This window comes from Pseudomonas sp. CFBP 13602, from assembly GCF_014842725.1.
Taxonomy (GTDB): Bacteria; Pseudomonadota; Gammaproteobacteria; order Pseudomonadales; family Pseudomonadaceae; genus Aquipseudomonas; species Aquipseudomonas baltica.
Window position 1 is genome coordinate 428182 of sequence record NZ_JACYVT010000004.1, and the last position, 15536, is coordinate 443717.

The 15536-nt window shown below is 62.9% G+C and carries 13 protein-coding genes; 3 read left to right on the forward strand and 10 right to left on the reverse strand.

The genetic code is table 11. From position 1 onward, the window contains the following. Positions 1–450 precede the first annotated feature (450 nt). Positions 451–2523: an AsmA family protein gene (locus IFU31_RS10830; RefSeq protein WP_185795295.1), complete on the forward strand. Its 2073-nt coding sequence runs from the start codon at positions 451–453 to the stop codon at positions 2521–2523. A gap of 487 nt (positions 2524–3010) precedes the next feature. Here IFU31_RS10830 and IFU31_RS10835 read toward each other — a convergent pair whose 3' ends face one another. Both IFU31_RS10835 and osmE read right to left on the reverse strand, forming a co-directional pair. Next, on the reverse strand, positions 3011–3550 hold the full coding sequence (locus IFU31_RS10835) for a ferritin-like domain-containing protein (RefSeq protein WP_122480338.1): 540 nt from the start codon (positions 3548–3550) through the stop codon (positions 3011–3013). A 169-nt stretch (positions 3551–3719) separates the two neighbouring features. After that, positions 3720–4067 (reverse strand): osmotically-inducible lipoprotein OsmE, encoded by a 348-nt coding sequence (gene osmE, locus IFU31_RS10840; protein ID WP_122480337.1) that lies wholly within the window; start codon positions 4065–4067, stop codon positions 3720–3722. A 238-nt stretch (positions 4068–4305) separates the two neighbouring features. On the opposite strand from osmE, the gene IFU31_RS10845 reads away from it, so the two are divergent. Beyond that, on the forward strand, positions 4306–5316 hold the full coding sequence (locus IFU31_RS10845) for an AI-2E family transporter (RefSeq protein WP_122480336.1): 1011 nt from the start codon (positions 4306–4308) through the stop codon (positions 5314–5316). Between the two features lie 158 nt (positions 5317–5474). Here IFU31_RS10845 and IFU31_RS10850 read toward each other — a convergent pair whose 3' ends face one another. After that, positions 5475–6746, reverse strand: a complete 1272-nt coding sequence (locus IFU31_RS10850) for an Hsp70 family protein (protein ID WP_192102892.1) — start codon at positions 6744–6746, stop codon at positions 5475–5477. A gap of 235 nt (positions 6747–6981) precedes the next feature. Between IFU31_RS10850 and IFU31_RS10855 the strand changes: the two genes are divergently transcribed. Further along, entirely contained in the window at positions 6982–7953 is a 972-nt protein-coding gene (locus tag IFU31_RS10855; RefSeq protein WP_122480334.1) for a DnaJ C-terminal domain-containing protein, read from the forward strand. A 5-nt stretch (positions 7954–7958) separates the two neighbouring features. Here the strand turns inward: IFU31_RS10855 and IFU31_RS10860 are convergent, their stop codons facing one another. The 7 genes from IFU31_RS10860 to urtE form a co-directional block, all read right to left on the reverse strand. Further along, positions 7959–10529: a membrane-targeted effector domain-containing toxin gene (locus IFU31_RS10860; RefSeq protein ID WP_192102894.1), complete on the reverse strand. Its 2571-nt coding sequence runs from the start codon at positions 10527–10529 to the stop codon at positions 7959–7961. 138 nt (positions 10530–10667) lie between these two features. Further along, on the reverse strand, positions 10668–12368 hold the full coding sequence (gene ureC / locus IFU31_RS10865; RefSeq protein WP_192102896.1) for an urease subunit alpha: 1701 nt from the start codon (positions 12366–12368) through the stop codon (positions 10668–10670). Positions 12369–12409: 41 nt separating this feature from the next. Beyond that, entirely contained in the window at positions 12410–12715 is a 306-nt protein-coding gene (locus IFU31_RS10870) for an urease subunit beta (protein ID WP_122480331.1), read from the reverse strand. Positions 12716–12749: 34 nt separating this feature from the next. After that, complete coding sequence (locus tag IFU31_RS10875) at positions 12750–13268, reverse strand: GNAT family N-acetyltransferase (protein WP_192059094.1); 519 nt, start codon at positions 13266–13268, stop codon at positions 12750–12752. Positions 13269–13276: 8 nt separating this feature from the next. Next, positions 13277–13579 (reverse strand): urease subunit gamma, encoded by a 303-nt coding sequence (locus tag IFU31_RS10880; protein ID WP_049861996.1) that lies wholly within the window; start codon positions 13577–13579, stop codon positions 13277–13279. A gap of 304 nt (positions 13580–13883) precedes the next feature. Continuing rightward, on the reverse strand, positions 13884–14723 hold the full coding sequence (locus IFU31_RS10885) for an urease accessory protein UreD (protein WP_192102898.1): 840 nt from the start codon (positions 14721–14723) through the stop codon (positions 13884–13886). A gap of 30 nt (positions 14724–14753) precedes the next feature. Next, a complete protein-coding gene (urtE, locus tag IFU31_RS10890; RefSeq protein ID WP_122480328.1) occupies positions 14754–15452 on the reverse strand; it encodes an urea ABC transporter ATP-binding subunit UrtE in 699 nt (232 codons plus the stop codon). Positions 15453–15536 lie beyond the last annotated feature (84 nt).

The following is a 15536-nucleotide window of genomic DNA, read 5'->3' on the forward strand; positions in this document are numbered from 1 at the left end:
AAAGGCAATGGTAACAATCAACGAAAATGATGTTTTGCCGCGAGGGCTCTAGATCGAGGGTTTCAGTGCACCAGCACAGTGAATTCTCGGGCCCTGAGCACCGTTGTCGAGCGTCACCATCGGTAACGTCGATGAAGGAGCGACGCTGAAATCCTGTAGCAGCGGCGCGAGCCGCGTCCTGGTTGACCGCGTTGTATCAGGCAGATCGCATGCACCGCTGACGCGGCTTGCGCCGCTGCTACAGGGAGTAGACCGCGATCCCTGTAGCAGCGGCGCAAGCCGCGTCCGGGTTCATCGCATTGCATCAGGCACAACGCATCCGCCGTTGAAGCGGCTCGCGTCCGGGCTCGAAAAAGCCAAAAACTAAACCCTCGAGGCGTTTATCAGTCCTACCCTTGTTAGGTAGCACCCCCTGTGCTCGCGGGAGCACGCAGTCTCAAGGAGCCCGCAATGACGCGCCCACGTAAAATCATCGCCTGGACCCTGGGCAGCCTGTTGGTCCTGCTGGTGATATTGGTGGTGGTGATCGCCACCTTCGATTGGAATCGAATCAAGCCCACGCTCAACGAAAAAGTGTCCGAGGCCCTGCATCGCCCTTTCGCCATCAATGGCGACCTGGCTGTGCATTGGCAGCGCGAAACGGATGAGGGCGGCTGGCGTGCCTGGGTGCCATGGCCGCGCTTCGTCGCCCAGGACATCACCCTGGGCAACCCCGACTGGTCGCAGAAGCCCCAGATGGCGAGCCTGCAGAAGGTCGAGTTTCGTCTCTCGCCCCTGCCTTTGCTGGCCCAGCGGGTGGTCATACCGCGTATCGACCTGACCGGGCCCGACGTAGCCCTGCAGCGCCTGGCGGATGGACGCGCCAACTGGACCTTTCAGTTCGACGAAAAAGACCCCGATGCCGAGCCCTCCAAGTGGGTCATGGACATCGGTGCCATCGGCTTCGACAAAGGCGTGGTGGCTTTCGACGACCAGACGCTCAAGACCTCGGTCAAGGTGTTGATCGATCCATTGGGCAAGCCCATCGCGTTCAGCGATATCGTCGGCAGCGGTGCGGCCAAGAAAGTCGCCGACCAGGGCGCCAGTGCCCAGGATTATGCCTTCGGCTTCAAGGTCGATGGCCGCTACAAGGACCTGCCGCTGTCGGGGTCGGGCAAGATCGGCGGGCTGCTGGCGCTGCAGGATGCAACGCGACCGTTTCCAGTGCAGGTCGACGTGCGCATTGCCGATACCCGCGCAGCGGTTGCCGGTACCCTGACCGACCCACGCAATCTCGGTGCCCTTGACCTGCGCCTGCGCCTGAGTGGCAGCAGCCTGGGCAACCTGTATCCACTGACCGGGGTGACCCTGCCGGATTCGCCTGCGTACGAAACCGACGGGCACTTGCTGGTCAAACTGCACGAGCCCGGCGGCGCGTCGTTCCGCTATGAAGGCTTCAACGGCAAGATCGGCAACAGCGACATCCATGGTGATCTGGGCTTCGTCGCCAGTCAGCCAAGGCCCAAGCTGAGCGGCGCGCTGGTCTCGAACCAGTTGCTGTTTGCCGACCTCAAGCCTTTGATCGGCGCTGACTCCAATACCGAGCAGAAGGCTCGTGGCGGCGCAAGCAAGCAACCCACCGGCAAGGTGTTGCCAGTCGAAGAGTTCAAGACCGACCGCTGGCGTGCCATGGACGCCGATGTCGAATTTACCGGACGCAAGATCGTCCACAGCGAAGAGTTGCCGTTCACCGATCTGTACACCCATGTGGTGTTGAACGACGGCAACCTGCGCCTGGAACCTCTGCGCTTTGGCGTGGCCGGCGGCAAGCTGGATGCACAGATCTCGCTGAACGGGCGCACTACGCCGTTGCAGGGCAGGGCCAAACTGACCGCCCGCGGGTTTCAGCTCAAGCAGCTGTTTCCCACGTTCGAACCCATGCGCACCAGCTTCGGCCAGCTCAACGGCGATGCCGACATCACCGGTACCGGTAATTCAGTCGCAGCGCTACTGGGTTCGGCAGATGGCAATTTGAAGATGCTGGTCAATGATGGCGCCGTGAGCCGCGACCTGATGGAAATTGCCGGGCTCAATGTCGGTAACTACCTGGTGGGCAAGATTTTCGGCGACAAGGAAGTGGAAATCAACTGTGCGGCGGCCTCGCTGGGCATCAAGAACGGGCTGGCCAGCACCGATCTGTTCGTTTTCGATACCGAGAACGCGATCATCTACGTCGACGGCACGGTGAATTTCAAGCAGGAACAACTGGACCTGAAAATATCGCCGGAATCGAAGGGCTTCCGCCTGCTGTCGCTGCGCTCGCCGTTGTATGTGCGCGGCCCGTTCGCCAAGCCCAATGCCGGGGTGCAAGCCGTGCCACTGCTGCTGCGCGGCGCGGGCATGATTGCGCTGGGCGCTACCATCGGGCCGGCGGCCGGGTTGCTGGCACTGGTCGCGCCTAGTGGCGGTGAGCCGAACCAGTGCACGCCATTGCTCGAACAGATGAAGTCGGGCAAGGCGCCCAAGACCGTGCCTGCTTCCTGAGGCTCGGTTGGAAGGCGGCTCCCCCGGAATGACCCGCACCTGTGTGGGAGCGGGCTCTGCCCGCGAAGCAGTCGCCGCGTTGTGTCAGTTGAGCCGAATCGTGTTTTCGCGGCCACGGACCGCTCCTACAAGCAGGCGCGGTACTCCTGTAGGAGCGGTCATCGGCCGCGAAACGGGCCTTGCGGTGTATCAGGTGAATTGAGGCGCGCCCTTCGCGGCCACGGACCGCTCCTACATGGGATTGCGGTACTCCTGTAGGAGCGGTCATCGGCCGCGAAACGGGCCTTGCGGTGTATCAGGTGAATTGAGGCGCGCCCTTCGCGGCCACGGACCGCTCCTACAAGCAGGCGCGGTATTCCTGTAGGAGCGGTCATCGGCCGCGAAACGGGCCCTGCGGTGTATCAGTTGAAACACATCTCCGCTGACGCGGCCGTCAGGCACAAAAAAGCCAGAACCTGAGTTCTGGCTTGGGACTTGCGGCAGGTTGTTACAGCGAGCCGTAGATGTCCGCCATGTCATCGGCGTGTTCTTCTTCCTGAGCCAGGATGTCTTCGAAGATACGGCGAGTGGTAGGGTCTTTGTCGCCAATGTACTGGATGATTTCGCGGTAGCTGTCGACGGCGATCCGCTCGGCCACCAGGTCTTCGTAGACCATTTCCTTCAGGCTGTTGCCAGCCACGTACTGGGCGTGGGAATTCTTGCTCAGCAGGTCCGGGTTGAACTCCGGCTCGCCGCCCAGCTGCACGATACGTTCAGCCAGCTTGTCGGCGTGCTCGGCTTCCTGTTTGGCGTGCTCGAGGAACTCGTCGGCCGCAATGCTGGCCTTCAAACCACTGGCCATGAAGTAATGGCGCTTGTAGCGCAGCACGCATACCAGCTCTGTCGCCAGCGAGCTGTTGAGCAGCTTGATGATCTCTTCGCGGTTGGCATCGTAGCCTTCGGTGACCGCGCCGTTCTCGACACCTTGGCGCGCACGGGCACGCAGTACATCGACGGGAGTCAATTTGGAAGTTTCTAGGTCGATCATGTTCGTCTCCAGCTATACGGTTTTGGCCGTCGCGCTCTGTTGCCCCGAATTCGGGGCCCGGCGGGATCGGTACAGAAGTCTCGCTACACAGATGTGAGTCGTGGCGGCGACGAAAAGTTTTATTACAAATGGCCCGGGGAGGGCCTTTCGTCAGCCGCCTGGGGCAGGGTTACGGTGCGGTTTCGTTGAGCTTGCGTTGCTCGCAAGTCATGAAGCCCTTGGTGGCGACGTGGCCAGAGCTGTCGAAACTCACGTAGTAAGGCTGCTGATGGCCTTCACGGGTCAGGATGTAGTTATTGCAGGTGCCGTACATGGAGTTCGCAGTGCCGGCAACGACGGTCGAAGGCGTGCCGCCGATGGCCAGCACCTGTTGCATGGTCATGCCTTTCTCGACCTGCTTGACCAGAGGCGCGTCACGGTAGGTCACGAAGTCCACCGGGTTCTGCACGGTGGTGTTCGATGAACAGCCAGCCAGCGCGGCTACGGCAAAGAGTGCTGCCAAGGATTGCTTGTACATGGGGAGTCGCTCCTTCGATGGGCCGTGAGTGGCCCCGTGATGCTTTGAGCGCATCGACCGCGCGATAGTTCTGAAATCTTTCAGGCAGCAAAGCGTCTGCGGAGCCGTTGAAGACGGGCTGTAGCGGAAAACAAATGACGCAATTTAGCCGGGGCTCGGCATGCGTCCGCCTACTGGCCCTTCGCTCACAACGCTGGCAGACTGCCTGTCCTTTCGAATCGCTCGCTTCTGAGGCTTTATGCCCATGTTTTCTTCGCGTCAAGTGCTGATCGCCAGCTGGATTCTGGTGTTCGGCGGCCTTCTGCTGGTCTTGCCGATGCGCTTGCTGCCGAGCTTGCTGGCTGGCCTGCTGGTATTCGAACTGGTCAACATGCTCACGCCGCAACTGGAGCGACTGATTGCCGGGCGGCGTGCACGGTGGGTGGCGGTGGCGTTGCTGGGCACCTTGGTGGTCAGCAGCCTGGCGTTGCTGTTCGCCGGCGTCATCAGTTTCATCCTGCACGAGGCAGAAAACCCTGGTGCTTCGCTGAACAAGTTCATGGGCGTGGTGGATCGCGCCCGCGGCCAGTTGCCGCCTTTCATCGATGCCTACCTGCCGGCCAGTGCCGCCGAGTTTCGGGTGGCTATCAGCGGCTGGCTGAGCAAGCACCTGAGCGATCTGCAACTGGTGGGCAAGGATGCGGCGCACATGTTCGTGACCTTGCTGATAGGCATGGTACTGGGCGCCATCATCGCCCTGCAGGCGATCCCCGATCCCGAAAACCGCAAGCCATTGGCCGCGGCGCTGTTCGACCGCCTGGCCCTGCTGGTGCGAGCCTTTCGCAACATCGTTTTCGCGCAGATCAAGATTTCACTGCTGAACACCTTCTTTACCGCCATTTTCCTGGCCGTGGTGTTGCCGCTGTGCGGGATCAAGCTGCCGCTGACCAAGACCCTCATCGTGCTGACCTTCCTGCTCGGGTTGTTGCCGGTGATCGGCAACCTGATCTCGAACACGCTGATCACCATTGTCGGGCTGTCGCTGTCGATCTGGGTGGCGGTTGCGGCGCTGGGCTATCTGATACTGATCCACAAGGTCGAGTACTTCCTCAACGCGCGGATCGTGGGCGGTCAGATCAGCGCCAAGTCATGGGAACTGCTGCTGGCCATGCTGATATTCGAGGCAGCGTTCGGGCTGCCCGGGGTGGTGGCGGGGCCGATCTATTACGCCTATCTGAAAAGCGAGTTGAGGCAGGCGCAGTTGGTCTAGGGTTCACTGGCCTCTGCCCGCGAAGAGGGCTCGCCGCCCGCCCCGCTCCCACAGGTATTGAGGGAATGGGCATTGTAGAAATGGGCATTGTAGGAATGGGCATTGTAGGAATGGGCATTGTGGGAGCGGGCTCTGCCCGCGAAGAGGCCAGACCTGCCTTACTCGGTGCCGTAGCGCTTGCGGGCCTCGATGGCCAGGCCGCTGCCGATGCTGCCGAAGATATTGCCTTCCACATGCCGCGCGTTGGGCAGCATGGCCGCCACGCCATGGCGCAGGGCCGGGATACCGCTGGAGCCGCCGGTAAAGAACACCGTGTCGACCTGCTCAACGCCCACGCCTGCCCGGTTCAGCAACTCGGACACACTGCCACGCACCCGTTCGAGCAGGCCGTCGATGGCGGCCTCGAACAAGGCCCGGCTCAGCTCCACGCTCAGCCCCGGCTCGATGCGGTCCAGTGGCAGGTGACGACCGGCAGCTTGCGTCAGCTGGATCTTGGTTTCCTCGACTTCCATCGCCAACCAGTGCCCGGCTTTCTGCTCGATCAGCTTGAACAGGCGGTCGATACCGTCCGTGTCCTGGATGTCGTAGCGCATGCTGGCCAGGGCCAGTTGCGCCTTCTGCAGGTACACCGAGTTGATCGTGTGCCAGGTCGCCAGGTTCATGTGGTGGCTGGTCGGCATGAAGGCGCCGCTCTTCATCCGGCTGCCATAGCCGAACAGCGGCATGACGCCCTGCAGGCTGAGCTGCTTGTCGAAGTCGGTGCCGCCGATGTGCACGCCTCCGGTGGCCAGGATGTCGTCCACGCGGTTGTCCAGCGCACGTCGCTCGGGCGCCAGGCGCACCAGGGAAAAGTCGGAGGTACCACCGCCAATGTCGACGATCAGCACCAGCTCCTCACGCTCGATGGTGGACTCGTAGTCGAACGCCGCTGCAATCGGCTCGAACTGGAAGGACACCTCCTTGAAGCCGATCTTTTTCGCCACCTCGGCCAAGATGTCTTCGGCTTCCTGGTCGGCGGCCGCGTCGTCGTCGACGAAGTGCACCGGTCGCCCCAGCACGACCTGGTCGAACTCACGCCCGGCGTTGGCTTCGGCGCGCTGTTTGAGCTCGCCGATGAACAGGCCCAGCAAGTCCTTGAACGGCATCGCCGTGCCCAGCACACTGGTGTCGTGCTTGATCAGCTTGGAACCTAGCAGGCTCTTGAGCGAGCGCATCAGGCGGCCTTCGTAGCCTTCCAGGTATTCGTGCAGCGCCAGACGCCCGTACACTGGGCGCCGCTCTTCGAAGTTGAAGAAGATCACCGAGGGCAGGGTGATCTTGCCGTCTTCCAGGACGATCAGCGTCTCGCTGCCCGGGCGGTGCCAGCCGACAGTGGAGTTGGAAGTACCGAAGTCGATGCCGCAGGCGCGGGCCGGGGATGCGTTTTTCATGGCAAGGCGGGTCTGTTCAAAAAACGGCCGCGCAGTGTATGCCAGTTGCGTACAGAATCAAGGCCTGCGACCGCCTTGAAAGCGCGCCGGCGGCCCCAACCTTCTAGCCATCGACCGCGCTGTACAACCCACTGTTCACATCCAGTGGCCTGCAGCCGATAAACTTCCCATGCGTTGCCGAGTCCGACCAGTAGGCGCGGGCGGCGCGCATTCGCTCATTGATGGTGATGCTTAGATGGATTTCAAAGACTATTACAAGATTCTGGGCGTCGAGCCGACAGCGGACGAAAAGGCGATCAAGACCGCCTACCGCAAGCTGGCGCGCAAATATCACCCCGACGTCAGCAAGGAAAAGGACGCCGAAGACAAGTTCAAGGAAGCCAGTGAGGCCTATGAGGCGCTGAGCAATGCCGACAAGCGCGCCGAATACGACGAGCTGCGCAAGTATGGCCAGCATGGCCGTCCGTTCCAGGGCCCGCCCGGTTGGCAGGGTCGCGGTGGCGGTGGTTTCCATGAAGAGAACGCAGGCGACTTCTCCGACTTCTTCAGCACCATCTTCGGTAACGGCGGTGGTCGTGGTGATCCCGGTGGCAATCCGTTCGGCCGTGGCGGTCAACAGCGCAGCGCAGCGCGCAAGGGTCAGGACGTGGAAATGGAGCTGACCGTGTCGCTCGAGGAAACCCTGGCCGAGGAATCGAAGAAGATCAGCTTCAAGGTGCCGCAATACAGCGCCGCTGGCCAACGCCTGACCGATGTGGTCAAGAACCTCAACGTGAAGATTCCCGCAGGCGTTGCCGACGGCGAGCGCATGCGCCTCAAGGGCCAGGGCGCGCCCGGCGTTGCGGGCGGTGCCAGCGGCGATCTGTTCCTGACCTTGCGTCTGGCGGCCCACCCTCTGTTCGAGGTGGACGCTCCCGACCTGGTCATCCAGGTACCGTTGGCGCCTTGGGAAGTGGCGTTGGGCACCAAGGTCGCGGTGCCTACGCTGACCGGGCGGATCAACCTGACGATTCGCCCGGACAGCCAGAACGGCCAGCGCCTGCGTGTCAAAGGCATGGGCCTGAAGAACAAGCTTGGCGGCCGCGGCGACCTGTTCGCCCAGCTGAAAGTGGTGATGCCCACGCAGGCCGACGAATCCACTCGCGCGGCCTGGGCCGAGCTGGCCAGGCACGCCGAGTTCGACCCGCGCGAGAACTGGGGACGCTGATACCGCTATGCCTCGATGCCGGACCCCTTGCCGGCCGCTGGCATTTTCAGGCTGATGTCGCCGCGAATCGGTATCAGCCCGGGGGTCAGCACTTCCCCGGTATCGAGGCCGAAGCGCAATGGCTGATCGCCGTCCACCAGCTTGACCCGCAGGCTTGGGGTTCCGATCAGATTGGCCAGGCCTGGGGTGCGGCTATAGTGGTTGGCCACGGTCTGATCGGTCAGCGCCAGCCATTTTTCATCGGGCTTGAGGCTCTGTAGCGCTTCGATGCGCTTGTACGCGTAGTAAACCCGCAGGCGTTGCTGCAGATGAGGCGCAGGGTTGCTCAGGCCGTCGGTGGACAGGCTGGCGGCGCAGTCCAGGGCTTTCACGCTTATGCCTTGGCGCCGCGCTTCCACCAGCACCTGGCGCAGGGTGTAGCGACCACTGTCCAGGGTGGTGCCACGGTTGTGCAGGTCACGCAGCTTCTTCTCCAGATCGCGGCCCAATATCCCGGTCGCGTGAAAGCGGTCGAGCAGGTCCTGGTGCAGATCCTTGAGCAGGCCTTGCACGTACAGCGTCTTGACCTGCTGGGCCTTGAGCGTGGACATGTATTTGATCAACAGCTGGCAACTGCCGACGGCATTCCTGGCCTCGTTGACCACCACCCCGGTGTTGTTGGCATACACCTGAGTGAAAAACTCTTTGGGCGTCATGGTGGTGCTCACCGCCGGCAGGCGTGGGCTGTGCTGTGGGGTAGAGGTCAGGAAGAAGGTTTCGGCTTCCTTGCCCAGGTTCGTGCGCAACTCGATCAGCTGTGAGCGGGCGGTGCGCAGCACGCTGTCGATGGGCCCGGTCATCAACTGATGTGCGCCGGGATTGACCAGCATGGCGGTGATGTCACGAAAGCCAGGTGAAGTGTCGAATGCGGCCAGCGCGTCGGTGCTGGCCGCCAGGTTCTCGGGGGCGGTCATGGTGAACAGCTCCCAATGGCCGGTCCAGCTTCTTTGCACGGGGTAGCTGCCGGTGATCTGCTCGGGGGCGATCGGATCGACGATCACCCAGCGCTCCAGCGAGTCGATGTGGGTGACCTGAAAGATCTTGCCCTCCAGGCGAATGTAGTGCTGGCCATCTGGGTTGGTGAACACGCCCTGGTAGATGCCTGTGCCTTCCGGCAATCCGGTCAGGTCTTCATCCGTGGCGATGAGGTCCAGGGGCGAACCACCGGGAGTCACGCGGTCGATCTGAGCCAGGTCAGTGCTGTCCAGGTCGAGCGCGGCGCCCAGCTCCTCGAAGTTTCCCAGCTCGGCGATGGCTTCGTCGCCCACGCCGCGCAACAGCGGCATATCCAGCAGGATGTTCAGTGCATCCAGGATCGCCGCCTTGAAGGCCGCTTGACGGGCCTTGGGTAAGGTCCCGTGCACGGCGTTAGCCAGGTGCGTACCAAAGGCTATCGAACCCGCCGCCACGGCCACCAGGGCCACTGCCGGGTCCGCCGGTGCCATGGGCGTGACGATGCGCATGAATGCCTCCAGGTCGACGAGGAACAGCTCCCTGCGCAGTTCGTGATTGCCGTTCAACAGTTGCCTGGCATCGAGCTTGAGGCGTTTGCCCACGGTATCGAACAGCAGGCTGAACACGTCCTTGTCGATCGTCGTCGCGTTGCCGTTGAGCAGGCGCTGCCCGGCTTGCCATGGCGTGGTACGGATGCGCTCCAGGGTCGCCAGCAGCAGGCCCCGCGGTGGCAGGATCGACTCTCCGGGGGTGTCGAAGTGAGCGATCAGGCGCTCACGGCCTTGCTCGTGGGCGGCCGTTTCGGCCACCCACTCGTACATCTGCTGTTCATTGTGAAAGACCCGGAACCAGGCGGCAGGGATGTACAGGATCTGCGGGCCCTTGCCAGTGGTGATGCGCAGTATGTCGAACGAGGTCAGGTCCCCCAGGGTAAAGCTCTTGACCGTTGCCTGGGTGCGAGTCGTGTGCAGCCGTTTCAGGTCCTCCAGGGTCGGCGGTCCTGCGATGGGGCCGGCCAGAGTGTCGAACACCAGCCTCAGCTCCCGGTTGCTGAGCGCTCCGCTGTTGTAGGCATTCCAGCTGAAGCTGAAAAACAGGATCTTGATCAGCACGCGGCCGTCATCGGCGTAATCACGCAGGAAGGCGTCCAGGCGCTTCTTGTAGTGGCTGGAGAAATCCGTGGCCCAGAACGCTTTCATGATCTGCGAGGGCGCCAGGGGGACCTGATTGGTTTCGTTGTAGATCCCGGCCTGCTGGACGTTATAGAACCCGGACATCTGATCGAGCAGGTCGAAGTTCACTTGATAGAACGTCTTGAACCGGCGCAGGACCAGCTCCGTGACGGTCAGCGTTTCCTTGGGCTTGCCCATGTGCTGCTGTCCGGTAAAGGCGCGTGGGTTGTTCTGGGCGTTGTCGAAGTCGTGCCAGTAGACGGTGTCCGGATCCAGATCCAGGTGGGTATGGAACTTGAGCAGCTTGATACCCCAGTCCCGCGCGCACTCGCGCAGGTCAGGGAAGTTCGCGTAGTAGCGGTCGGCAATGGCACTGACGTTTTCGGCCGATAGCGGGGTGGCGCCGGTCATGGTGGAGCTCCTGGATCGAATGGAGCTGCACCATAGAAAATCCGCCGGGGGGTTACGGCCTACATAGTTAGGCTGGCCCTGTCCGGGACAGCCTTGTCGGCACGGCGCATTGAGAACAGGCTTCTTAGAACAGGCCTCTTAGAACAGGAAATAGCGCTGCGCCATGGGCAGCACATCCGCCGGTTCGCACCACAGCAGCACGCCATCGGCCTTGACCTGGTAGGTCTGCGGGTCGACGTCGATGTCGGGCAGGTAACCGTTGTGGATCAGGTCGGTCTTTTGCACCGAGCGACAGCCCTTGACCACCGCGATCTGCTTCTTCAAGCCCAATTGCTCGGGCACGCCTGCGTCCAGCGCGGCCTGGCTGATGAAGGTCAGGCTGGTGGCGTGTCGCGAACCACCGAAACTGGCGAACATGGGCCGGTAGTGCACGGGCTGCGGCGTCGGGATGGAGGCGTTGGCGTCGCCCATGAGGCTGGCGGCGATGGCACCACCCTTGAGGATCAAGGTCGGCTTGACGCCGAAGAACGCCGGCCGCCAGAGCACCAGGTCCGCCCATTTGCCGACCTCGATCGAACCCACTTCATGGCTGATGCCGTGGGTGATGGCGGGGTTGATGGTGTACTTGGCAATGTAGCGCCTGGCGCGGAAGTTGTCGTTGCCCTCGGCGTCCTCGGGCAGCGCGCCGCGCTGTTTCTTCATCTTGTCGGCGGTCTGCCAGGTGCGTGTGATCACCTCGCCGACCCGGCCCATGGCCTGGCTGTCGGAGCTGATCATGGAAAACGCGCCGAGGTCGTGCAGGATGTCTTCGGCGGCAATGGTTTCGCGGCGAATGCGGCTTTCGGCGAAGGCCACGTCCTCGGCGATGCTGGGGTCCAGGTGGTGGCAGACCATGAGCATGTCGAGGTGCTCGTCGATGGTGTTGCGGGTGAACGGCCGGGTCGGGTTGGTCGAGCTGGGCAGTACATTGGCGAAGCCGCAGGCCTTGATGATGTCCGGAGCGTGGCCGCCGCCGGCGCCTTCGGTGTGGTAGGTGTGGATGGTGCGCCCCTTGAAGGCGGCCAGGGTGGTCTCGACGAAGCCCGACTCGTTGAGGGTGTCGGTATGAATCGCAACCTGCACGTCGTATTGATCGGCCACGCTCAGGCAATTATCGATGGCGGCCGGCGTGGTGCCCCAGTCTTCGTGCAGCTTGAGACCGATGGCCCCGGCCTTGACCTGTTCTATCAGCGGCTCGGGCAGGCTGGCGTTGCCCTTGCCGGTGAAACCGATGTTCATGGCGAAGGCATCGGCGGCCTGGAGCATGCGCGCCATGTGCCACGGCCCCGAGGTGCAGGTGGTCGCATTGGTGCCGGTGGCAGGCCCGGTGCCGCCGCCGATCATGGTGGTGACGCCGCTCATCAGCGCTTCTTCGATCTGCTGCGGGCAGATGAAGTGGATGTGGGTGTCGATGCCGCCAGCAGTGAGGATCATGCCTTCGCCGGCGATGACCTCGGTGCTGGCGCCGATGGCGATGGTCACGTCCGGCTGGATGTCGGGGTTGCCGGCTTTGCCGATCGCGGCGATGCGCCCGTCCTTGAGGCCGACGTCGGCCTTGACGATACCCCAGTGATCGATGATCAGGGCATTGGTGATCAGCGTGTCGACCACTTCGGCGGCCAGCAGCTGGCCCTGGCCCATGCCATCGCGAATGACCTTGCCACCGCCGAACTTCACTTCTTCGCCGTAGGTGGTGAAGTCTTTTTCCACTTCGATCCACAGGTCGGTATCGGCCAGGCGGACCTTGTCACCGACGGTCGGGCCGAACATGTCGGCATAGGCTTGTCTGGAAATCTTCATCGGTATGCCCTGGAATTCAGTTGTGTATGGACCCTGTGGGATCAGAGGTCACCCATGATGCGCCCGGCGAAGCCATATACCCGGCGCAGACCGGCCAGGTCCACCAGTTCCACTTCGCGGCTCTGGCCCGGTTCGAAACGCACGGCGGTTCCGGCGGGAATGTTCAGGCGCATCCCGCGAGCGGCCGGGCGGTCGAAATGCAGGGCGTCGTTGGTTTCGAAGAAGTGATAGTGCGACCCCACCTGAATGGGCCGATCGCCGCTGTTGGCCACGGTCAGGCTGAGGGTGCGCCGGCCGACGTTGAGCTCGATGTCGCCAGGCTGGATCCGGTATTGGCCAGGAATCATGAAATAGCTCCTCGAAGCGAAGAAAGACGGTGGTTCAAGCTGAGGCCTGGGGCGGCTCGGCGCCTGGCTGCAGCGCCAGTTGCATGAAGGTCAGGTCCAGCCAGCGGCCGAACTTGATGCCTACCTGGGGCATCTGCCCGGTGGTGACGAAACCCAGGCGCTCGTGCAAATGGATCGATGCCTGGTTGCCGCTTTCGATGGCGGCCACCATGACGTATTTGCCGCCCTCGCGAGCACGCTCGATGAGCGCCTGCATCAGCCGCGCGCCGAGACCTTTGCCGCGCTGGTCGTTGCGCACGTACACCGAGTGCTCGACGCTGTAGCGAAAGCCTTCGAAAGGTCGCCAGTCGCCGAAGGATGCGTAGCCAGTGACCTCGCCTTGTTCCTCTGCCACCAGGATCGGATAACCCTGCGCCTGGCGCGCCTCGAACCAGGCCTGACGGTTGGCCAGGTCGACCGGCTTCTCGTTCCAGATCGCCGTGGTGTTGAGCACTGCATCGTTGTAGATCGCGCAGATCCCAGGCAGGTCGCGCTCGGTTGCATCACGAATCATGGCGTGCCTCAGGCGATGGGTTGATGGACGGTGACCAGTTTGGTGCCGTCGGGAAAGGTGGCTTCCACCTGGATCTCCGGGATCATTTCCGGAATACCTTCCATGACTTGTTCGCGGCTGAGCAGGGTGGTGCCGTAGTGCATCAATTGCGCGACCGTCTGGCCATCGCGGGCGCCTTCGAGCAGCGCCGCGGAGATCAGCGCCATGGCTTCCGGGTAGTTCAGCTTGAGGCCACGGGCCAGACGGCGCTCGGCTACCAGGCCGGCGGTGAAGATGAGCATCTTGTCTTTTTCGCGGGGTGTCAGGTCCATGGGTGTTCCTTCAGAATATTGGTTGGCAGTGAGGGCCTCTTCGCGGCCACTGGCCGCTCCTACGGCTACCCGGCGGACCGCCTGTAGGCGTGGCCGGCTGCCGCAAGCAGGTATCCGGCAGATCGCCTGTGGGCGTGGCCGGCTGCCGCAAGCAGGTACCCGGCAGATCGCCTGTGGGCGTGGCCGGCTGCCGCAAGCAGGTACCCGGCAGATCGCCTGTGGGCGTGGCCGGCTGCCGCAGGCAGGTACCCGGCAGATCGCTTGTAGGAGCGGTCAGCGGCCGCGAAAGGGCTGGCAGATTCAATCAGGTGCTCCAGATCCGCGGGGCCAGCGCTTCGCGGCCGAGCACGGCCGGGCGCAGCATCTTCCACAGTTCGATCAGCCAGTCGCGCGCATGCAGTGCCTCGTCGGCCAGGCAGCGTGCCACCAGCAGCCCCGGCAACTGGCTGAGGTCGCCGCGTACGCGCGTCGGCAGTGTCCGGCAGCGTTCAAGCAGGGCCGGGTCGATCTCGCCGGTCACCAGCAAAGTGGCGAACACCGGCTTGCCTCCCAGGCCCACGGCCGAGTCGAGCAAGCCATCGTTGCCGATGATGCGCTGGCGTTCATGCCACAGCAGTTCGCCGTCTCGGCGAATTGCCAGCCGCGACTGAAAATGCCCCTGGTCGAAACGCTCGGCCGCCGCCGGTCGCCCTACGGCGACGATGTCCCAATAGAACAACCGGGCATCGCCCTGCAGGTGAATACGGGTATCCAGTTCGGCCTGGGCGGCACTGTAGACGATGGTCTCCTGGGGCAGCCATTCCAGCGTGGCGCCCGCAGCCACATGCAATTCAGTGTTTTGACAGGCAGGGCTGTTGGCGCGGTACCACTTGGCCGCGCCCGGTGTGGTCAATTGCGCCCAGGCGTTGGCCTGCACCTGGGCGCTGATGTCCAGCCGATCGCCCCCGGCGATACCGCCAGGCGGATGCACGATGATGTGCTGGCACACCTCGGGCCCTTCGGCATAAAGGTGCTTCTGCACCCGCAACGGGCCGAAATGGCGGCGCAGGATCGGTCGCGTACTGTCGCCGAACCGCGCGTACCCCAGCTCCAGCCGGGCGTGCCAGCTGGGCGTGTAGGGCAGGGAAGTGACGGGTAGATTCATGGCCTTCATTCTTGTTCGGGTCGCGGCAGATTAAATGGTTACCAGGCCGCGTACACCCTCCGATTCCATGTTTTCACCCCGACCCTGCTGAACGATTTCACCGCGCGACATGACCAGGTACTGATCGGCCAGTTCGGCGGCGAAATCATAGAACTGCTCGACCAGCAATATCGCCATGTCGCCGCGCGCGGCCAGTTGCTTGATCACCGCGCCGATCTCCTTGATCACCGACGGCTGGATGCCTTCGGTGGGCTCGTCGAGAATCAGCAGCCGTGGTCGGCTGGCCAGCGCCCGGCCGATTGCCAGTTGCTGCTGCTGCCCGCCGGACAGATCGCCACCGCGGCGGTGCTTCATCTGCAGCAGCACCGGAAACAGTTCGTAGATGAACGCCGGCACTTCGCGAGCCTCACTGCCGGGGAAGCGTGAAAGCCCCATCAGCAGGTTTTCCTCGACCGTCAGGCGGCCGAAAATCTCGCGGCCCTGGGGCACGTAGGCGATGCCTGCATGCACCCGCTGGTGTGGCTTGAAGGCGGTGATCGGCTTGCCTTCCCAGGCCACGCTGCCTTGCTTGGCTGGGATCAAGCCCATCAGGCACTTGAGCAGGGTGGTCTTGCCGACGCCGTTACGCCCCAGCAGGCAGGTCACTTCGCCGATGTTCACAGCGAACGACAGGCCGCGCAGGATGTGGCTGCCGCCGTAGTATTGGTGAAGCTGGTCGACTTGCAGCATAGGTTTTGTCCTTGTTCTTGCAGTGTCCGGGCGGGCTTCTTCGCGGCCGCTGACCGCTCCTACGGTCGATTACCGTAGGAGCGG

Coding starts and splice junctions, on each gene's coding strand:
- IFU31_RS10830 (WP_185795295.1), top strand. CDS start 451: ATGACGCGCCCACGTAAAATCATCGCCTGGACCCTGGGCAGCCTGTTG.
- IFU31_RS10835 (WP_122480338.1), bottom strand. CDS start 3,550: ATGATCGACCTAGAAACTTCCAAATTGACTCCCGTCGATGTACTGCGT.
- osmE (WP_122480337.1), bottom strand. CDS start 4,067: ATGTACAAGCAATCCTTGGCAGCACTCTTTGCCGTAGCCGCGCTGGCT.
- IFU31_RS10845 (WP_122480336.1), top strand. CDS start 4,306: ATGCCCATGTTTTCTTCGCGTCAAGTGCTGATCGCCAGCTGGATTCTG.
- IFU31_RS10850 (WP_192102892.1), bottom strand. CDS start 6,746: ATGAAAAACGCATCCCCGGCCCGCGCCTGCGGCATCGACTTCGGTACT.
- IFU31_RS10855 (WP_122480334.1), top strand. CDS start 6,982: ATGGATTTCAAAGACTATTACAAGATTCTGGGCGTCGAGCCGACAGCG.
- IFU31_RS10860 (WP_192102894.1), bottom strand. CDS start 10,529: ATGACCGGCGCCACCCCGCTATCGGCCGAAAACGTCAGTGCCATTGCC.
- ureC (WP_192102896.1), bottom strand. CDS start 12,368: ATGAAGATTTCCAGACAAGCCTATGCCGACATGTTCGGCCCGACCGTC.
- IFU31_RS10870 (WP_122480331.1), bottom strand. CDS start 12,715: ATGATTCCTGGCCAATACCGGATCCAGCCTGGCGACATCGAGCTCAAC.
- IFU31_RS10875 (WP_192059094.1), bottom strand. CDS start 13,268: ATGATTCGTGATGCAACCGAGCGCGACCTGCCTGGGATCTGCGCGATC.
- IFU31_RS10880 (WP_049861996.1), bottom strand. CDS start 13,579: ATGGACCTGACACCCCGCGAAAAAGACAAGATGCTCATCTTCACCGCC.
- IFU31_RS10885 (WP_192102898.1), bottom strand. CDS start 14,723: ATGAATCTACCCGTCACTTCCCTGCCCTACACGCCCAGCTGGCACGCC.
- urtE (WP_122480328.1), bottom strand. CDS start 15,452: ATGCTGCAAGTCGACCAGCTTCACCAATACTACGGCGGCAGCCACATC.